This is a genomic window from Streptomyces sp. F001 (assembly GCF_004187715.1).
In the GTDB taxonomy this organism is placed as follows: Bacteria; Actinomycetota; Actinomycetes; order Streptomycetales; family Streptomycetaceae; genus Streptomyces; species Streptomyces flavusporus.
Genome location: NZ_QZWF01000007.1, coordinates 320529 through 336320 on the forward strand (window position 1 = coordinate 320529; position 15792 = coordinate 336320).

At 72.5% G+C, this 15792-nt stretch carries 14 protein-coding genes, 1 pseudogene and 1 riboswitch; of the genes and pseudogenes, 10 read left to right on the plus strand and 5 right to left on the minus strand.

Annotated elements, in window-relative coordinates:
* Positions 1-99 precede the first annotated feature (99 nt).
* From StrepF001_RS26155 to StrepF001_RS26165, 3 genes are read right to left on the minus strand one after another with little or no spacing between them, the layout of a single operon-like run.
* Positions 100-621: a copper chaperone PCu(A)C gene (locus StrepF001_RS26155; protein WP_129800657.1), complete on the minus strand. Its 522-nt coding sequence runs from the start codon at positions 619-621 to the stop codon at positions 100-102.
* Positions 618-2981, minus strand: a complete 2364-nt coding sequence (locus tag StrepF001_RS26160) for a heavy metal translocating P-type ATPase (protein ID WP_129800658.1) — start codon at positions 2979-2981, stop codon at positions 618-620. Before StrepF001_RS26160 ends, StrepF001_RS26155 begins: the two co-directional genes overlap by 4 nt.
* Positions 2981-3232, minus strand: a complete 252-nt coding sequence (locus StrepF001_RS26165) for a hypothetical protein (RefSeq protein WP_129800659.1) — start codon at positions 3230-3232, stop codon at positions 2981-2983. Before StrepF001_RS26165 ends, StrepF001_RS26160 begins: the two co-directional genes overlap by 1 nt.
* Positions 3233-3452: 220 nt before the next feature.
* Between StrepF001_RS26165 and StrepF001_RS26170 the strand changes: the two genes are divergently transcribed.
* From StrepF001_RS26170 to StrepF001_RS26205, 8 genes and pseudogenes are all read left to right on the plus strand, one after another.
* Entirely contained in the window at positions 3453-5255 is a 1803-nt protein-coding gene (locus StrepF001_RS26170) for a methylmalonyl-CoA mutase family protein (RefSeq protein WP_129800660.1), read from the plus strand.
* A complete protein-coding gene (gene scpA / locus StrepF001_RS26175) occupies positions 5255-7432 on the plus strand; it encodes a methylmalonyl-CoA mutase (RefSeq protein WP_129800661.1) in 2178 nt (725 codons plus the stop codon). Before StrepF001_RS26170 ends, scpA begins: the two co-directional genes overlap by 1 nt.
* Complete coding sequence (meaB, locus tag StrepF001_RS26180; RefSeq protein WP_129800662.1) at positions 7429-8430, plus strand: methylmalonyl Co-A mutase-associated GTPase MeaB; 1002 nt, start codon at positions 7429-7431, stop codon at positions 8428-8430. Before scpA ends, meaB begins: the two co-directional genes overlap by 4 nt.
* A 60-nt stretch (positions 8431-8490) precedes the next feature.
* Positions 8491-8675, plus strand: a riboswitch (cobalamin riboswitch).
* A gap of 29 nt (positions 8676-8704) precedes the next feature.
* Positions 8705-9394, plus strand: coding sequence for an energy-coupling factor ABC transporter permease (locus StrepF001_RS26185; RefSeq protein ID WP_129800663.1), 690 nt, complete (start codon positions 8705-8707; stop codon positions 9392-9394).
* Complete coding sequence (locus StrepF001_RS26190) at positions 9391-9744, plus strand: energy-coupling factor ABC transporter substrate-binding protein (RefSeq protein ID WP_129800664.1); 354 nt, start codon at positions 9391-9393, stop codon at positions 9742-9744. Before StrepF001_RS26185 ends, StrepF001_RS26190 begins: the two co-directional genes overlap by 4 nt.
* Before the next feature lie 5 nt (positions 9745-9749).
* A complete protein-coding gene (cbiQ, locus tag StrepF001_RS26195) occupies positions 9750-10499 on the plus strand; it encodes a cobalt ECF transporter T component CbiQ (protein WP_129800665.1) in 750 nt (249 codons plus the stop codon).
* Entirely contained in the window at positions 10496-11335 is an 840-nt protein-coding gene (locus StrepF001_RS26200; protein WP_129800666.1) for an ATP-binding cassette domain-containing protein, read from the plus strand. The genes cbiQ and StrepF001_RS26200 overlap by 4 nt, the downstream gene beginning before the upstream one ends.
* A 105-nt stretch (positions 11336-11440) precedes the next feature.
* Positions 11441-12191: pseudogene (locus tag StrepF001_RS26205) on the plus strand (DUF4142 domain-containing protein).
* Between the two features lie 12 nt (positions 12192-12203).
* Here the strand turns inward: StrepF001_RS26205 and StrepF001_RS26210 are convergent.
* Entirely contained in the window at positions 12204-13199 is a 996-nt protein-coding gene (locus tag StrepF001_RS26210; RefSeq protein ID WP_129800667.1) for a Ku protein, read from the minus strand.
* A 72-nt stretch (positions 13200-13271) separates the two neighbouring features.
* Between StrepF001_RS26210 and ligD the strand changes: the two genes are divergently transcribed.
* Complete coding sequence (gene ligD / locus StrepF001_RS26215) at positions 13272-14159, plus strand: non-homologous end-joining DNA ligase (RefSeq protein ID WP_129800668.1); 888 nt, start codon at positions 13272-13274, stop codon at positions 14157-14159.
* A gap of 178 nt (positions 14160-14337) precedes the next feature.
* Here ligD and StrepF001_RS26220 read toward each other — a convergent pair whose 3' ends face one another.
* Positions 14338-15144, minus strand: coding sequence for a nuclease-related domain-containing protein (locus tag StrepF001_RS26220; RefSeq protein ID WP_129800669.1), 807 nt, complete (start codon positions 15142-15144; stop codon positions 14338-14340).
* Between the two features lie 97 nt (positions 15145-15241).
* Here StrepF001_RS26220 and StrepF001_RS26225 point away from each other — a divergent pair, with 97 nt between their 5' ends.
* Positions 15242-15748: a dual specificity protein phosphatase family protein gene (locus StrepF001_RS26225; protein WP_129800670.1), complete on the plus strand. Its 507-nt coding sequence runs from the start codon at positions 15242-15244 to the stop codon at positions 15746-15748.
* The last annotated feature ends 44 nt before the right edge of the window (positions 15749-15792 follow it).

Below are 15792 nucleotides of genomic sequence, written 5' to 3' on the forward strand. Positions count from 1 at the left end.
CGGTACACGGGAGGACGAGTGCCACCCGCACACCAGTAGTCGGACCGGGCTCGGCTCAAGTTCCCGTCCGGATCCGGCCACTTGGGACCGGACGGGCGGTCACCACCCGTCCGAGGTGGGAAGGACCACCACCGCCTGGGTCTCGATCCGTCCGCTGTCCTCGAAGTGCAGCGTGAACCGTACGAGGTCGCCCGTACGCCAGTCCGCCTTCGCCCGCACGGTGATGTCGAGGCCGTAGGGGGACATGTCGAGGCGTTCACCGGCCGGAACGATCACGGAGTCCACCGCCTTCCCGGTCGCCGCCGCGTCGCCGGTCATGTTGTGCCGGCTGAGGGTGCCCTCGTCGCCCAGGGTGTCCGAGGACGTCACCTTCGTCAGCCGGTCGCCCATGCCTCCGGAGTTGGTGATCCGGAAGAACGCCGCGGTGTCCCCGCTCTCGCTGTTCGGCAGGAAGACCCGCCCTCCGCTGACCTCGATCCGGGGTCCACTGCCCGCATTGCCGGCAGCGGTCCACGCGGTCAGCGCCCCGAGGGCGATGCCGCAGGCGGCGACGGGGGCGACGGCGGCCCGCAGGGTGTCGGCGAGCCGCCGTCGGGTGGGCCGCCAGGTCGCTCCGCTCATGCGTCACCCCTCCCGGCCGGTATCAGGCCCTCGGCGGGCGACGGCCCGCCGTCCCCGGCAGCCGCCCTGCGGCTCTCCCCGTCCGCCCGGTCACGCTCCCGGCCGGGTGACGGCTGCCAGGCGCGCAGCCGGAGGCTGTTGGTGACCACCAGGACCGAGCTGACCGACATGGCTGCGGCGGCCAGCATCGGGTTGAGCAGGCCCACCATGGCGAGCGGCACGGTGACGACGTTGTAGCCGAAGGCCCACAGGAGGTTGGTGTGGATGGTGGACAGGGTGCGCCGGGCGAGCCGTACCGCGTCCACGAGCGCCTCGATGTCACCGCGCACGAGCGTCACGTCGGCGGCGCCGATCGCCGCGTCCGTGCCGCCGCCCATGGCGATGCCGAGGTCCGCCCCGGCGAGCGCGGCCGCGTCGTTGACGCCGTCGCCGACGACCGCGACCCGGCGGCCGCTCTCGCGCAGCTCCCGTACGAGGTCGGCCTTGTCCTCCGGGGTGCAGCGGGCGTGCACCTCCTCGATACCGAGCGCGGCGGCGACGGCGCGGGCCGGGGCCTGACGGTCGCCGGTGGCGAGCACCGGCTCGACGCCGAGCCGGCGCAGCCGGTCCACCGTCCGGTAGCTGCCGGGCCGTACGACGTCACCGATCTCGATCAGCGCCTGGGTCTGCCCGTCCACGCGGACCAGGACGGGCGTGTGCGCGGCGGCCTCCGCGGCGGGGAGCGCGTCCGTCAGCGCCTCGGGCAGTTCGTCGTCCGGTGCGACGACCTCGACCAGCCGGCCCTCGACCCGGCCGCGTACGCCCCGCCCGGCCGTGGCGGTGAAGTCGGCCACCTCCGGCAGCCGGGCCCCGGGCAGGGTGCGGGTCGCGTACGCGACGATCGCCCGGCCCAGCGGATGCTCGGAGCCCTGCTCCACTGCCGCGGCCAGCCGCAGCACCTCGTCCCGGCCGGGGCCGTCCGGTACGGCCGTGACGCGGGCGACGGTCATGTGCCCGGAGGTGAGGGTGCCGGTCTTGTCGAGGACGACGGTGTCGATGTGTTCGAGGCCCTCCAGGGACTGCGGGCCCCTGACCAGGACGCCGAGTTGGGCGCCCCGGCCGGTGGCGGCCATCAGCGCGGTCGGGGTCGCCAGACCCAGCGCGCACGGGCAGGCCACGACCAGGACGGCCACGCATGCGGTGATCGCCGCCTGCGGGTCGGCGCCGGCTCCGAGCCAGAAGCCGAGCACGGTCACGGCCAGCGCGAGCACCACCGGCACGAACACCCCGGCCACCGAGTCGGCCAGCCGCTGTGCCTTCGCCTTGCCGGCCTGGGCCTCGGTCACCAGCCGGGTGATCCGGGCGAGCTGGGTGTCGGCGCCGACGGCGGTGGCCCGCACCAGCAGCAGCCCGCCCGCGTTGACGGCCCCGCCGACCACGGCGGATCCGGGCGCGACCTCGACCGGCTCGCTCTCCCCGGTGACCAGTGACAGATCCACGGCGGAACTGCCCTTGGTCACCTCGCCGTCGGTGGCGACCCGCTCACCGGGCCGTACGACGAAGACCTGCCCGACCGTCAGCTCCTCGATGGGAACCAGGCGTTCGGATCCGTCGTCGCCGCGTACGGAGACCTCCTTGGCGGCGAGCTCCGCCAGCGATCGCAGGGCGGCCCCGGTGCCGTGCCGGGCCCGCGCCTCCAGGAAGCGTCCGGCCAGCACGAACAGCGGTACGGCGACCGCGGCTTCCAGGTAGACGTGGGCCATGCCGTCGTCCGAGGCGTCCGGCAGCAGACTGAACGCCATCCGCATCCCGGGATCGCCCGCGCCGCCGAGGAACAGCGCGTACGCCGACCAGGAGAAGGAGGCCACGACGCCGAGCGAGACCAGTGTGTCCATGGTCGCCGTCGAGTGCCGCAGCCCGCGCAGCGCCCGCAGATGGAACGGCCATGCGCTCCACACGGCGACCGGCGCGGCCAGCGCGAAGCACAGCCACTGCCAGTTGCGGAACTGCCAGGCGGGCACCATGGACAGCACCAGCACGGGCACCGCGAGCAGCGCGGTGATCAGCAGCCGGTCCCGCTCCTGCCGCATGGCATCGGCCTCGGAGTCGGACCCGGACTCGGCCTGTTCACGCCTGCGCTCCCGGGGCGGCGCGGGCAGTGCGGCCGTGTACCCGGCCTGTTCGACCGTCGTGACGAGTTCCTCGGGGCGGATGTCCGGCGGATGACTGACCCGGGCGCTGCCGGTGGCCAGGTTGACCGTCGCGGTCACGCCCTCCAGCTTGGCCAGCTTCTTCTCGACCCGCCGCACACAGGCCGCGCAGGTCATTCCGCCCACGGTCAGGTCCGTGGTGAGCAGCGGGGGTGCCGGTTCCGTGGCCATCAGTGGCCGCCCATTCCCGGCATCTCGTCGGTCTCCGGGTCCGTGCCCGTGCCCGGGTCGTCCTCGACGCCGTTGCTCGTGCCGGAGGGGCGCATGCCGGGCGCGACCGGTCCGGCTGCGGATCCGACGGCGTACGACACCGTGAAGACCAGGGTGAGGAGCAGGAGGAAACCGCACAGGGCGGGCGGTGGCGCCAGTCTTCGCAGCGCCTGGACGCCCGTTCCTGGGGAGGTTTGCTGTGCTTGTTCCATCACCGGCCTCCTGACCTGTACCGGTTACAGAGGTCGGGCCTGGTGAAGGGCGGGTTCCCGGACGGTTCTGTGGCGTGCGTCACACGCGAGTCCCGGGTGGTCACGGTCACATCCGGACGTAATACGGAGTCCGCCCGGGCTTCAAGGGTGAACGGGCGAGGACAAGGTCACAGCCCGGCCCTCTGCTGCTCAGGTGTCCACCTGGCCTACCATCCGAGCCATGACGGTCCTGCCCGACGACGGGCTCACCCTGGCCGCCGAGTTCTCCGACGCGACCCGTGAACAGTGGCAACGCCTCGTGGCGGGCGTCCTGCTCAAGTCGGGCAAGGAAGTCGAAGGCGCTGCGGCCGAGGACGCCCTGTCCACCACGCTCGAGGACGGACTGCGCGTCCGCCCCCTGTACACCGGCCACGACACCGCGCCCGAGCCCGGCCTGCCCGGCTTCGCGCCCTTCGTCCGCGGCAGTCGCGCCGAGGGGAACACGGTCGGCGGCTGGGACGTACGGCAGCGGCACACGGCGCCCGACCCCGACGCGGTCCTCGCGGACCTGGAGAACGGCGTCACGTCGCTGTGGCTGGCCGTCGGCGCGGGCGGCATCCCGGTGGCGTCGCTCGGCCGGGTCCTCGAGGGCGTGTATCTCGACCTGGCGCCCGTCGCCCTGGACGCCGGGGCCGAGGTCGAATCCGCCGCGCGGGAGTTGCTGCGGCTGTACGAGGAGCGGGGCGTCGGCAGGGATGCGGCGCGCGGCACTCTGGGCGCCGACCCGCTGGGGTTCGAGGCCCGGACCGGGCAGCCGTTCGACTTCGCGCCGGTGGCCGGACTTGCCCGGCGGTGCGCCGAGGAGTATCCGGGGCTGCGGGCGCTGACCGTGGACGCGCTGCCGTACCACGAGGCCGGCGGCTCCGCCGCGCAGGAGCTGGGCGCGTCACTGGCGACCGGCGTCGCCTGTCTGCGGGAGCTGACCGGGGCGGGGCTGAGCATCGGACAGGCCTGCGCGCAGCTGGAGTTCCGGTACGCGGCCACCGCCGACCAGTTTCTGACGATCGCCAAACTGCGGGCGGCGCGCCGGCTGTGGGCACGGGTGGCCGAGGTCTGCGGAGCCCCGGGCGCGCAGGTCCAGCACGTCGTGACCTCGCCGGTGATGATGACGCGCCGCGACCCGTGGGTGAACATGCTGCGCACCACCGTCGCCGCGCTGGCCGCCGGGGCGGGCGGCGCCGACGCCGTCACCGTGCTGCCCTTCGACCACGCGCTCGGTCTGCCGGACGCGTTCGCGCGGCGCATCGCCCGCAACACCTCCACGATCCTCATCGAGGAGTCGCACCTGTCCCGGGTGATCGACCCGGCGGGCGGCTCCTGGTACGTGGAACGGCTCACCGACGAACTCGCCCACGCGGGCTGGGAGTTCTTCCAGGGCATCGAGCGCAGCGGCGGGCTCGCGGCCGCCCTGCGCTCGGGTCGTCTCCGGCAGGACCTGGCCAGCACCTGGGAGGCGCGCACCGGCAAGCTCGCCAAGCGACGCGAACCCATCACCGGGGTCAGCGAGTTCCCGCACCTCGCCGAGCGGCCGGTGGAGCGTACGCCCGCTCCCCCCGCCCCCTCCGGCGGGCTGCCGCGTGTGCGGCGCGACGAGGCGTACGAGGCACTGCGCGCCCGCTCCGACGCCCACCTGGCGGCGACCGGCAGCCGGCCGCGGATCCACCTCGCCGCCCTGGGCCCCGCCGCCGCCCACACCGCACGCCTCACCTTCGCCTCCAACCTGTTCCAGGCCGGCGGCATCGAGCCGGTCACCGAGGGCACGTTCGAGGACAGCGGCGCCACCGAGGCCTGCCTGTGCTCCAGCGACGCGCTGTACGAGGAGCAGGCCGCGCAGGCCGCCGAGGACCTGCGGAAGGCGGGCGCCCGCCATGTGTTCCTGGCCGGGCGTCCCGGTCGGTACAGCGGTGTGGACGACTACGTCTTCGCCGGCTGCGACGCCGTTGCCGTGCTCTCCGCCACCCTCGACCGCATGGGAGTGTCCTGATGGGAGGAATCCCCGACTTCGCCGGAGTCGAGCTGGGGACCCCGGCCGCCGACGGGGGCGCCGACGAGTGGCGCACGGCCGTGAAGAAGGCCACCGGCGGCGACGACCTGCTCTGGGAGACCCCGGAGGGCATCACCGTCAAGCCGCTGTACACCGGGCAGGACCTGGAGGGCCTGGACTTCCTGGACACCTACCCGGGTATCGCCCCGTACCTGCGCGGCCCCTACCCGACGATGTACGTCAACCAGCCCTGGACGATCCGCCAGTACGCGGGCTTCTCCACGGCGGAGGAGTCCAACGCCTTCTACCGGCGCAACCTGGCGGCCGGTCAGAAGGGTCTGTCGGTCGCCTTCGACCTGCCGACGCACCGTGGCTACGACAGCGACCACCCGCGGGTGACCGGTGACGTCGGCATGGCGGGCGTGGCGATCGACTCGATCTACGACATGCGGCAGCTGTTCGACGGGATTCCGCTGGACCGGATGACCGTGTCGATGACGATGAACGGCGCCGTGCTGCCGGTGCTCGCGCTGTACATCGTGGCGGCGGAGGAACAGGGCGTACCGCCCGAGAAGCTGGCCGGGACCATCCAGAACGACATCCTCAAGGAGTTCATGGTCCGCAACACGTACATCTATCCGCCGAAGCCGTCGATGCGGATCATTTCCGACATCTTCGCCTTCACCTCGCAGCGGATGCCCCGCTACAACTCCATCTCCATCTCCGGCTACCACATCCAGGAGGCCGGTGCGACGGCCGACCTGGAGCTGGCGTACACCCTCGCCGACGGCGTGGAGTACCTCCGGGCCGGGCGGGAGGCCGGGCTGGACGTGGACGCGTTCGCGCCGCGGCTGTCCTTCTTCTGGGCGATCGGCATGAACTTCTTCATGGAGATCGCCAAGCTGCGGGCGGCCCGCCTGCTGTGGGCCAAGCTGGTCAGGCAGTTCGACCCGAAGAACGCCAAGTCCCTGTCCCTGCGCACCCATTCGCAGACCTCCGGCTGGTCGCTGACCGCGCAGGACGTGTTCAACAACGTGACCCGCACGTGCGTGGAGGCGATGGCCGCCACGCAGGGCCACACGCAGTCGCTGCACACCAACGCCCTCGACGAGGCCCTCGCCCTGCCCACCGACTTCTCCGCGCGGATCGCCCGCAACACCCAGCTGCTGATCCAGCAGGAGTCGGGCACGACCCGGGTGATCGACCCCTGGGGCGGCAGTGCCTACGTCGAGAAGCTGACGTACGACCTGGCCCGCCGCGCCTGGCAGCACATCCAGGAGGTCGAGCAGGCGGGCGGCATGGCGCAGGCCATCGACGCGGGCATTCCGAAGCTGCGCGTGGAGGAGGCGGCGGCGCGCACGCAGGCCCGGATCGACTCCGGGCGGCAGCCGGTGATCGGCGTGAACAAGTACCGGGTGGACACCGACGAGCAGATCGAGGTCCTCAAGGTCGACAACTCCTCCGTGCGCGCCCAGCAGATCGAGAAGCTGCGGCGGCTGCGCGAGGAGCGCGACGAGACCGCCTGCCGGGACGCGCTGGACGCGCTGACCCGGGCCGCGGGCGGTGACGGCAACCTGCTGGAACTGGCGGTGCACGCGGCCCGCGCCAAGGCCACGGTCGGGGAGATCTCCGACGCCCTGGAGAAGGTGTACGGACGGCACGCGAGCCAGATCCGTACGATCTCCGGGGTGTACCGCAACGAAACCGGCGAGTCCCCGTCCGTCGACCGCACCCGCGCGCTCGTGGACTCCTTCGAGGAGGCCGAGGGCCGTCGTCCGCGCATCCTGGTCGCCAAGATGGGCCAGGACGGCCACGACCGCGGCCAGAAGGTGATCGCCACCGGGTTCGCCGACCTCGGCTTCGACGTGGACGTCGGCCCGCTGTTCCAGACGCCCGCCGAGGTCGCCCGGCAGGCGGTGGAGGCGGACGTGCACATCGTGGGCGTCTCCTCGCTGGCCGCCGGCCACCTCACGCTCGTACCGGCGCTGCGCGAGGAGCTGGCGGCTCAGGGGCGCGAGGACATCATGATCGTGGTGGGCGGAGTGATCCCGCCGCAGGACGTGCCGACCCTGCTGGAGATGGGCGCGGCGGCCGTGTTCCCGCCGGGGACGGTGATCCCGGACGCGGCATACGACCTTCTGCGGCGGCTGGCGGCCGGCCTCGGACACGAGCTGTGATCGATCTCGACGCGTATGTGAAGGGCGTGCTCGACGGGAAGCGGGCGATGGTGGCCCGGGCCATCACCCTCGTCGAGTCCACCCGTCCCCAGCACCGGGCGCTGGCGCAGGAGTTGCTGACCGAGCTGCTGCCGCACAGCGGGAAGGCGCGGCGGATCGGGGTCAGCGGGGTGCCCGGCGTGGGCAAGTCGACGTTCATCGACGCGTTCGGCACGCTGCTCACCTCGCTCGGCCACCGGGTCGCCGTGCTCGCCGTCGACCCGTCGTCGACCCGTACGGGCGGCTCGATCCTGGGCGACAAGACGCGGATGGAGCGCCTGGCGGTCGACCCGGCGGCGTTCATCCGGCCCTCCCCCACCGCCGGCACGCTCGGCGGCGTCGCCAAGGCCACCCGTGAGTCGATCGTGGTGATGGAGGCCGCGGGCTACGACGTGGTGCTGGTGGAGACGGTCGGCGTCGGCCAGTCGGAGACCGCGGTGGCCGACATGGTCGACTCCTTCCTGCTGCTGACCCTGGCCCGCACCGGCGACCAGCTGCAGGGCATCAAGAAGGGCGTCCTGGAGCTGGCGGACGTGATCGCCGTGAACAAGGCGGACGGCCCGCACGAGCGCGACGCCCGCGCCGCGGCACGGGAGTTGTCGGGCGCCCTGCGTCTCATGCACGGCAAGGACGCCGCCTGGACCCCGCCCGTCCTGCACTGCAGCGCCCGTGAGTCGACCGGCCTGGACACCGTGTGGGAGCGCCTGGAGCAGCACCGCACCCTCCTGGACTCCACCGGCCGGCTCGCCGCCAAGCGCCGCGACCAGCAGGTCGACTGGACCTGGAGCATGGTCCGCGACGAACTGCTGGGCCGCCTGCACGCGGACCCGGCGGTACGGGCCCTCGCACCGGAACTCGAACAGCGGGTCAGGGACGGGCAGTTGACGGCCACGCTCGCGGCGGAACGGCTGCTCGACGCCTTCGGGGGAGCCGGCGACGGCGCGTCCCGCGGGGCGTGAGCGGGCGTCCGCCGCCCGCACGCCTCCCGGGGTGCGCTTGTCTCCACCCCTGACCGAGCACTACTGTCACCACGCCTTGGTGCACGGGAAATCCGGTGAAACGCCGGTGCGGCCCTCGCCACTGTGATCGGGAAGTCCGGCTCCGGCCCTTACGGGCAGCCACTGGGTCCTTGTGACCCGGGAAGGCGGAGCACGGGCGGTGGTACCCGTCAGCCAGGAGACCGGCCAAGGCACGTCAACCATCCACGAGGTGCTGGAGAGGGTCTGCTGAGCCATGCACATAGCCGAGGGTTTTCTGCCTCCTGCGCACGCGGTCGCCTGGGGCGCCGCGTCCGCGCCGTTCGTCGTCCACGGAGTCCGGTCACTCACCCGTGAGGTCAGGGAGCACCCCGAGAGCACCCTGCTCCTCGGCGCCTCCGGAGCCTTCACCTTCGTCCTGTCGGCCCTGAAACTGCCCTCGGTGACTGGGAGTTGCTCCCATCCCACCGGCACCGGGCTGGGCGCGATCCTGTTCCGGCCGCCGGTCATGGCGGTGCTGGGCACCATCACCCTGCTCTTCCAGGCGCTGCTGCTCGCGCACGGGGGCCTGACCACGCTGGGCGCCAACGTCTTCTCCATGGCGATCGTCGGTCCGTGGGCCGGGTACGGGGTGTACCGGCTGCTGCGCCGGTACGACGTGCCGCTGATGGTCGCCGTCTTCTGCGGCGCGTTCGTCGCCGACCTGTCCACATACTGCGTCACCAGCGTGCAGCTGGCGCTCGCCTTTCCCGACCCGGGCAGCGGATTCCTGGGCGCGCTCGGCAAGTTCGGCGCCATCTTCGCCGTCACCCAGATCCCGCTCGCGGTGAGCGAGGGGCTGCTCACGGTGCTGGTGATGCGTCTGCTGGTGCAGTCCAGCAAGGGTGAGCTGACCCGGCTCGGGGTGCTCCTGGCCGGCAACAAGTCCGAGGCGGTGGCCCGATGAGCCGGAACGCGAAGATCAACTCCCTGCTGCTGCTCCTCGTGGCCGCCCTCGCGGTGCTGCCGCTGGCCCTCGGTCTCGGCGACGACGAGGAGGAACCGTTCACGGGCGCCGACGCCCAGGCGGAGACGGCGATCACCGAGCTCGAACCGGACTACGAGCCCTGGTTCACGCCCCTGTACGAGCCGCCGTCCGGCGAGATCGAGTCGGCGTTGTTCTCGCTGCAGGCGGCCATCGGCGCGGGCGTGCTCGCCTACTACTTCGGCCTGCGGCGCGGACGGCGGCAGGGTGAGCAGCGGGCCCTGAGGGACGCCGAGCCGGAGGCCGGCAGGACACCGGCCGAAGGGGCCTGAGCGGCGTGCTGCCGATCGACGCGGCGGCGCACAGCAGTCGCTGGCGCCGCCGCCACCCCGTGGACAAGGCCGTGCTCGGGCTGGGTCTCACCGTGCTCGCGATCTCGCTGCCGCCCTGGCCGGGCGCCGCCCTGGTCCTGGTGACGGCGCTCGTGGCGCTGCTCGGTCCGGCGGGCGTGCCCCGGCGTCGCCTGTGGCGGGCGTACCGGGTGCCGCTGGGGTTCTGCGTGACCGGAGCGGCCACCCTGCTCGTGCAGGTCGGCGGGCCGGGCGGGTTCGTGTCCCTGGCCGACGAGGGCCCGGTGCGCGCCGGGGAACTGCTGCTGCGCACCTCGGCCGCCTCGCTCGGCGTGCTGCTGTTCGCGTTCACCACCCCGATGTCCGATCTGCTGCCGCGGCTGGTGCAGGCCGGGGTGCCGGCGCCGGTCGTCGACGTGGCGCTGGTGACGTACCGCATGAGCTTCCTGCTGCTCGACTCCGTGCGCCGGATCCGGGACGCGCAGGCCGCCCGGCTCGGCCACACCACGCGGGCCGCGACCTGGCGTTCCCTGGCCGGGCTCGGCGCGACCGCCTTCGTGCGGGCCTTCGACCGGGCGGCGCGGCTGCAGACCGGGCTCGCCGGACGCGGCTACGACGGCACCCTGCGTGTCCTGGTGCCCGAGGCCCGGGTCTCCGTCCGCTTCACGGCCGCGAGCACCGCACTGCTCGCGGCGCTGGCCGCCCTCACCTTCGTACTGGAAAGGCCGCTGTCATGAGCGAGCCCGCGCTCGTCGCCCTGCGGGGCGCGTCCTTCGCCTACGACGAGGGCCCCGTCGTGCTCGACGGCCTCGACTTCGCGGTGCCCGAGGGGCGGGCGCTGGCCCTGCTCGGGCGTAACGGCAGCGGCAAGACCACGCTGATGCGGCTGCTCAGCGGCGGACTGCGGCCGCACACCGGGAAGTTGACGGTTCAGGACCGGCCGGTGTCGTACGACCGGAAGGGCCTGACCCGGTTGCGGACCACCGTCCAGCTGGTGGTGCAGGACCCGGACGACCAGCTGTTCGCCGCGTCTGTCGCGCAGGACGTGTCCTTCGGGCCGCTGAACCTGGGGCTGCCCGACGCGGAGGTGCGCTCCCGCGTCGCCGAGGCGCTCGACGCCCTGGACATCGCCGGCCTGGCCGACCGGCCCACGCACCTCCTCTCCTACGGGCAGCGCAAACGGACCGCGATCGCCGGTGCCGTCGCCATGCGCCCGCGGGTGCTGATCCTCGACGAGCCGACCGCCGGGCTCGACCCGGACGGCCAGGAACGGCTGCTCGCCACCCTCGACGCCCTCCGTGCGCGCGGCACGACCGTGGTGATGGCGACCCATGACGTGGATCTCGCGCTGCGCTGGGCCGACGACGCGGCCCTGCTCACCCCGTCCGGCGTCCGCACGGGGCCCGCGCCCACGACGCTGGCCCGCACGGACCTCCTCCGGCAGGCCGGGCTGCGGCTGCCGTGGGGCGTCGCGGCGGCGGAACTGCTGCGGGCGCAGGGGCTGTTGGACGAGAACGTCGCCGGTCCGCGGACGGCGGAGGAACTGGCCGCCGTGACGGCGACCGCCTTGTGATGCATGCCATACCGCGCACGGCAGTTTTTTACCCGGCTCGATGATTGCCGGGCGCCTGAGATCCGTATCCCTTTGCGTCCGGAGCCGTTCGCACCAGGAGGCAGAATGCGCCTAACGCGCAGCATGGTCGGAACCGTCTTCGTCGGTGGCGCGCTGACCCTGACCGCCGCCGCCCTCGCCTACCCCGCCATGCTGGGGGTCGAGAACACGTCGAGCGCCCAGGACCGCGTCATCGCCAACACCCCGTACGGGCCACTCACCGAGGCCGACCGCGACTTCGTCGTCAAGGTGCGGGCGGCCGGGCTGTGGGAGTACCCGCTCGGGATGATGGCGATGGAGCGCGGCACCACGCCGGAGATGAAGGAGGCCGGCGAGCACCTGGTCGCCGGGCACGCCCGGCTCGACGAGACCTGCCGCAAGATCGCTCCCGAGCTCGGCATCACGCTGCCCAACGTGGCCTCCCCGCAGCAGGAGCAGTTCGTGGCGACGGTGGACGCGGAGCGCGGCAAGCAGTTCGACACCACCGCGGCGAACATCATGCGCATCACGCACGGGCAGATCTTCCCGGTCATCGCCAAGATCCGCGCCAGTACCAAGAACACCATGATCCGGGCACTGGCCGACCAGGCGAACGACACGGTGCTCGACCACATCACGGTTCTCGAGAAGACCGAGACGGTCAACTTCGACCAGGTGAACCTTGCGCAGACCAGCCCGCCGAAGATGCCCAAGGAGCAGCTCACCCCGCCCCCGCCACAGCCCGCGCCCCGTCGTCGCCCTCACCGAACCCCCCGGCCTGGACGTGAACACCAGCTCCCCGACACCCACGCCCACGGCCGGCTCGACGGCCCGCTGACGGGGCGTCCGCTCAGGCCGAGCGCTTGCGGGACGTGGTCTTCTTCGCGGCGGTCTTCTTCGTCGTGCTTTTCGCGGAGCTCTTCGTGGACGCCGTCTTCTTTCCCGTCTGCGTCGACCTGGCGGTCGGCTTCTTCGCCGTGGACTTCCTGCCCGCGGGCTCCTTGGGCGCGCTGCGGCTCGTCCTGCGCCGGGGGAGCTCGCGGACCTCGGCCGGCTGTTCGCCGCGGGACTCCTTCGCCGCCCTGACGCTGCTCTCCAGGGCGGCCATCAGGTCGATGACCTTGCCGCCCTTCGCCGGCTCGGGCGCCTCGGGGGGTGCCTCGCCGGCGGCCTTCGCGGCGATGACCTCCTCGACGGCCTCGCGGTACTCGTCGTGCAGGTCCTCGAGGTCGACCTCGCCGAGGGTGTCCATCAGGGTGTCCGCGAGGTCGAGTTCCTTGTCGCGGACGGTGACGTCGGTCTCGGGGGCGACGCCCTCGGGGGCGCGGACCTCGTCCGGCCACAGCAGCCCGTGCATGACGATGGCGTCGCCGACCACCCGCAGCATGCCCAGCCGCTCCCGGCCGCGCAGCGCGAACTTGGCGATGGCGACCTTGTTGCTGCGTTTCAGTGCCTCCCGCAGCAGGGTGTACGGCTTGGCGGCCGGGGCGCCGCTCGCCGCGAGGTAGTACGCCGCGTCCATCTGGAGCGGATCGATCCGTTCGCCCGGCACGAAGGCCACGATCTCGATCGTCTTCGCGGTCGGGAGGGGCAGATGGGCCAGATCCTCGTCCGTGATCGGAATGATCGCCCCGTCCTCGTCCTCGTAGCCCTTGCCGATCTCCGCCCCGCTGACCTCGCGGCCCTCCAGTTCGCAGAACTTGCGGTACCGGATCCGCCCGCCGTCCTCCGTGTGGATCTGGCGGAACGAGATCGAGTGGCTCTCCGTGGCGTTCACCAGCTTGACCGGGACGCTGACGAGGCCGAACGAGATGGCGCCGTTCCATATGGATCGCACATCCAGCACCTTTCGTGGCGGCATAAAGAGGTATCAAGCGGTATCAAGCGGTATCAGCCTGTTTCATGTGATTCTCATCGTATGACGCCGATCACAGAGGTGGAGGGGCGGCGGGTCGCGCTGAGCAATCTCGAGAAGGTGCTGCACCCGGCGACCGGGTTCACCAAGGGCGAGTTGCTGCACTACTACGCGACGACCGCCGACGTGCTGCTGCCGCATCTGCGGGATCGGCCGGTGTCCTTCCTGCGCTACCCGGACGGGCCCGACGGGCAGGTCTTCTTCACCAAGAACGTGCCGCCGGGCACGCCCGAGTGGGTCACCACCGCGGAGGTGCCCCGTTCGGAGGGTCCGGGTCCGGCCCGGATGGTACTCGTGCAGGACCTGCCGAGCCTGATGTGGGCCGCGAACCTGGTGACCGAGTTCCACACGCACCAGTGGGTGGTCCAGGAGCCGGCGATGGCCGACCGGCTGGTCTTCGACCTGGACCCCGGGGCACCGGCGACCGTCGTCCAGGCCTGCGAGGTCGCGCTGTGGCTGCGGGAGCGGCTGGCGGCGGACGGTATCGACGCGTACGCGAAGACATCCGGGTCGAAGGGGCTTCATCTGCTGGCCGGCATCCGGCCGGCCCCTTCCGACCAGGTGGCGGAGTACGCCAAGGAGCTCGCCATGGAGGCGGAGAAGGCGATGCCCCGGCTGGTCCTGCACCGGATGACGCGCAGCCTCAGACCGGGCAAGGTGTTCGTCGACTGGAGCCAGAACGCCGCCCGGAAGACGACGGCGACGCCGTACACCCTGCGGGCACGGGCCACGCCGACGGTGTCGGCGCCGGTGACCTGGGAGGAGGTCGAGGCGTGCGGGGACGTCGGCCAGCTGACCTTCCAGGCCGGCGACATCGCCCCGCGCGTGCAGGACTACGGCGATGTACTGGCCCCGCTGCTCGACCCGGAACAGGCCGGCCCACTGCCCTGACCGCTCCGCTGGAGTGCCTCGGTGTGCCGCCCATCGGCACAGCCCCGCGCCGGTTGGGCAGCGCCCCCCAAGGGGCGCGGGGCTGTGCCGACGGGCGGCTCCGCCGCGTGGGCGCGACCAGCCACAACGGGGCCGCAGATGATCGACGGCACATCGCGGCACCCAGCGGAGCGCCGGCTCACACCCGGGCCCATGTGTTCCGGTCCCGGGCCATGGCGTGCAGGGCCTCCACGTCCGCCGGTTTCAGGACTCCGCCGAGCCGCGCCAGCCCGGCGAGGCCGGTGTCCTGCAGGACGCGGACCTCGCGCACCGGCCCGTCGAGGGACACGCGGGCCGGGCCGACCAGGGCCAGCACGGGGTGGACCTCGGCCGTCAGGGCGTACGAGGCACGGTCGGCGTCCGCACGCACCCGGCGCAGCAGCGGCCGCGGCTCCCGCCGCCCCGGCGTGACCATGGGGTCGGCGACCAGGATCCGCTGCTTGCGGGCGTACAGCGTGTGGATCGCGAAGAGTCCGCCGGGGCCGATCAGCAGGTGGTGGATGCGGTCGCCGCCAGGCAGCGGAACGGAGTGCAGGGTGTGCCAGCCCGCGCCGTCCAGCCGGTCCAGCGCTTCCCCCACCGTCTGCTCGGCCTCCAGCGCCCGGCGCCGGGGATCGGTGCGCAACCGGGGCACCGGGCCGCCCGGATTCCGGTCCAGGGCGATCAGGAGGGCCTCGCCGGGGCGGTTGGGCGCCAGGTCGTCGTCCGGGTGCAGGGAGAGACGGGCCAGCTCGGCCGGGGTGGGCACCGGTGGCGGGCCCACCGTGACCGGGCCGGTCAGGAAGGGGCGCAGGGCTTGAAGGACGTCCTCTCTGCGGTCCTCGCCGATCAGGTTGACCCGGGCCGCCTCACGGTCGTACCAGGCGATGTTCCTGCCGTCCGTGAGGCAGACGTACAGCCGTTCCCGACCGTGTTGCCAGGTCGGTACGACGCGCAGTCCGCTCATGCACATCACCCCATGACCATGGGAACAGGCGGGGTGCTGCCGGGGCAAGAACCCGGTTACCTTTGAGAGGAGTTGGGCAGGCCCTCGGGAGGAGCCGTTGCGTACCCGCAGGAAGCAACCCGACGTACCGGCTCCGGACAGCCCGTGGGACGAGATCGTGCCCGGTCTGTGGATGGGCGGGCACGAGTTCACGGGCGGTTCGGGCGAGGTGGAGTTCGCCGTCGTGCGAGACGAGTTCGATCTCGTCCAGACTCTTCTGCGGCTGCCCGGCCACGGCCCCGACCCGGGCGTCGAGCACCAGGTGTGGCCCATCCCGGACGGGCCCCTGGACGGCACCCAGCTCGCGGGCGTGATCCGGCTGGCCGAGGCCGTCTGCGACGCGCTGGACCAGGACCGCCGGGTCCTCGTCCGCTGCTACCACGGCTACAACCGCTCCGGCCTGGTCATCGCCCACGCCCTGGTGCACGGCGGCAGCTCCGCGGAGGCCGCGATCCGGCTGATCCGCACCCGCCGCTCGCCCTGGGCGCTGCACAACGACCTGTTCGTGGAGTATCTGCGGGCGGGGCTGCCGACGGTGCGGTTACTGGAGGAGCTCGCCGAGTAGCCGTGGGCCGTCCGTACACCGAACGGATACGCAAAAAGGAATTC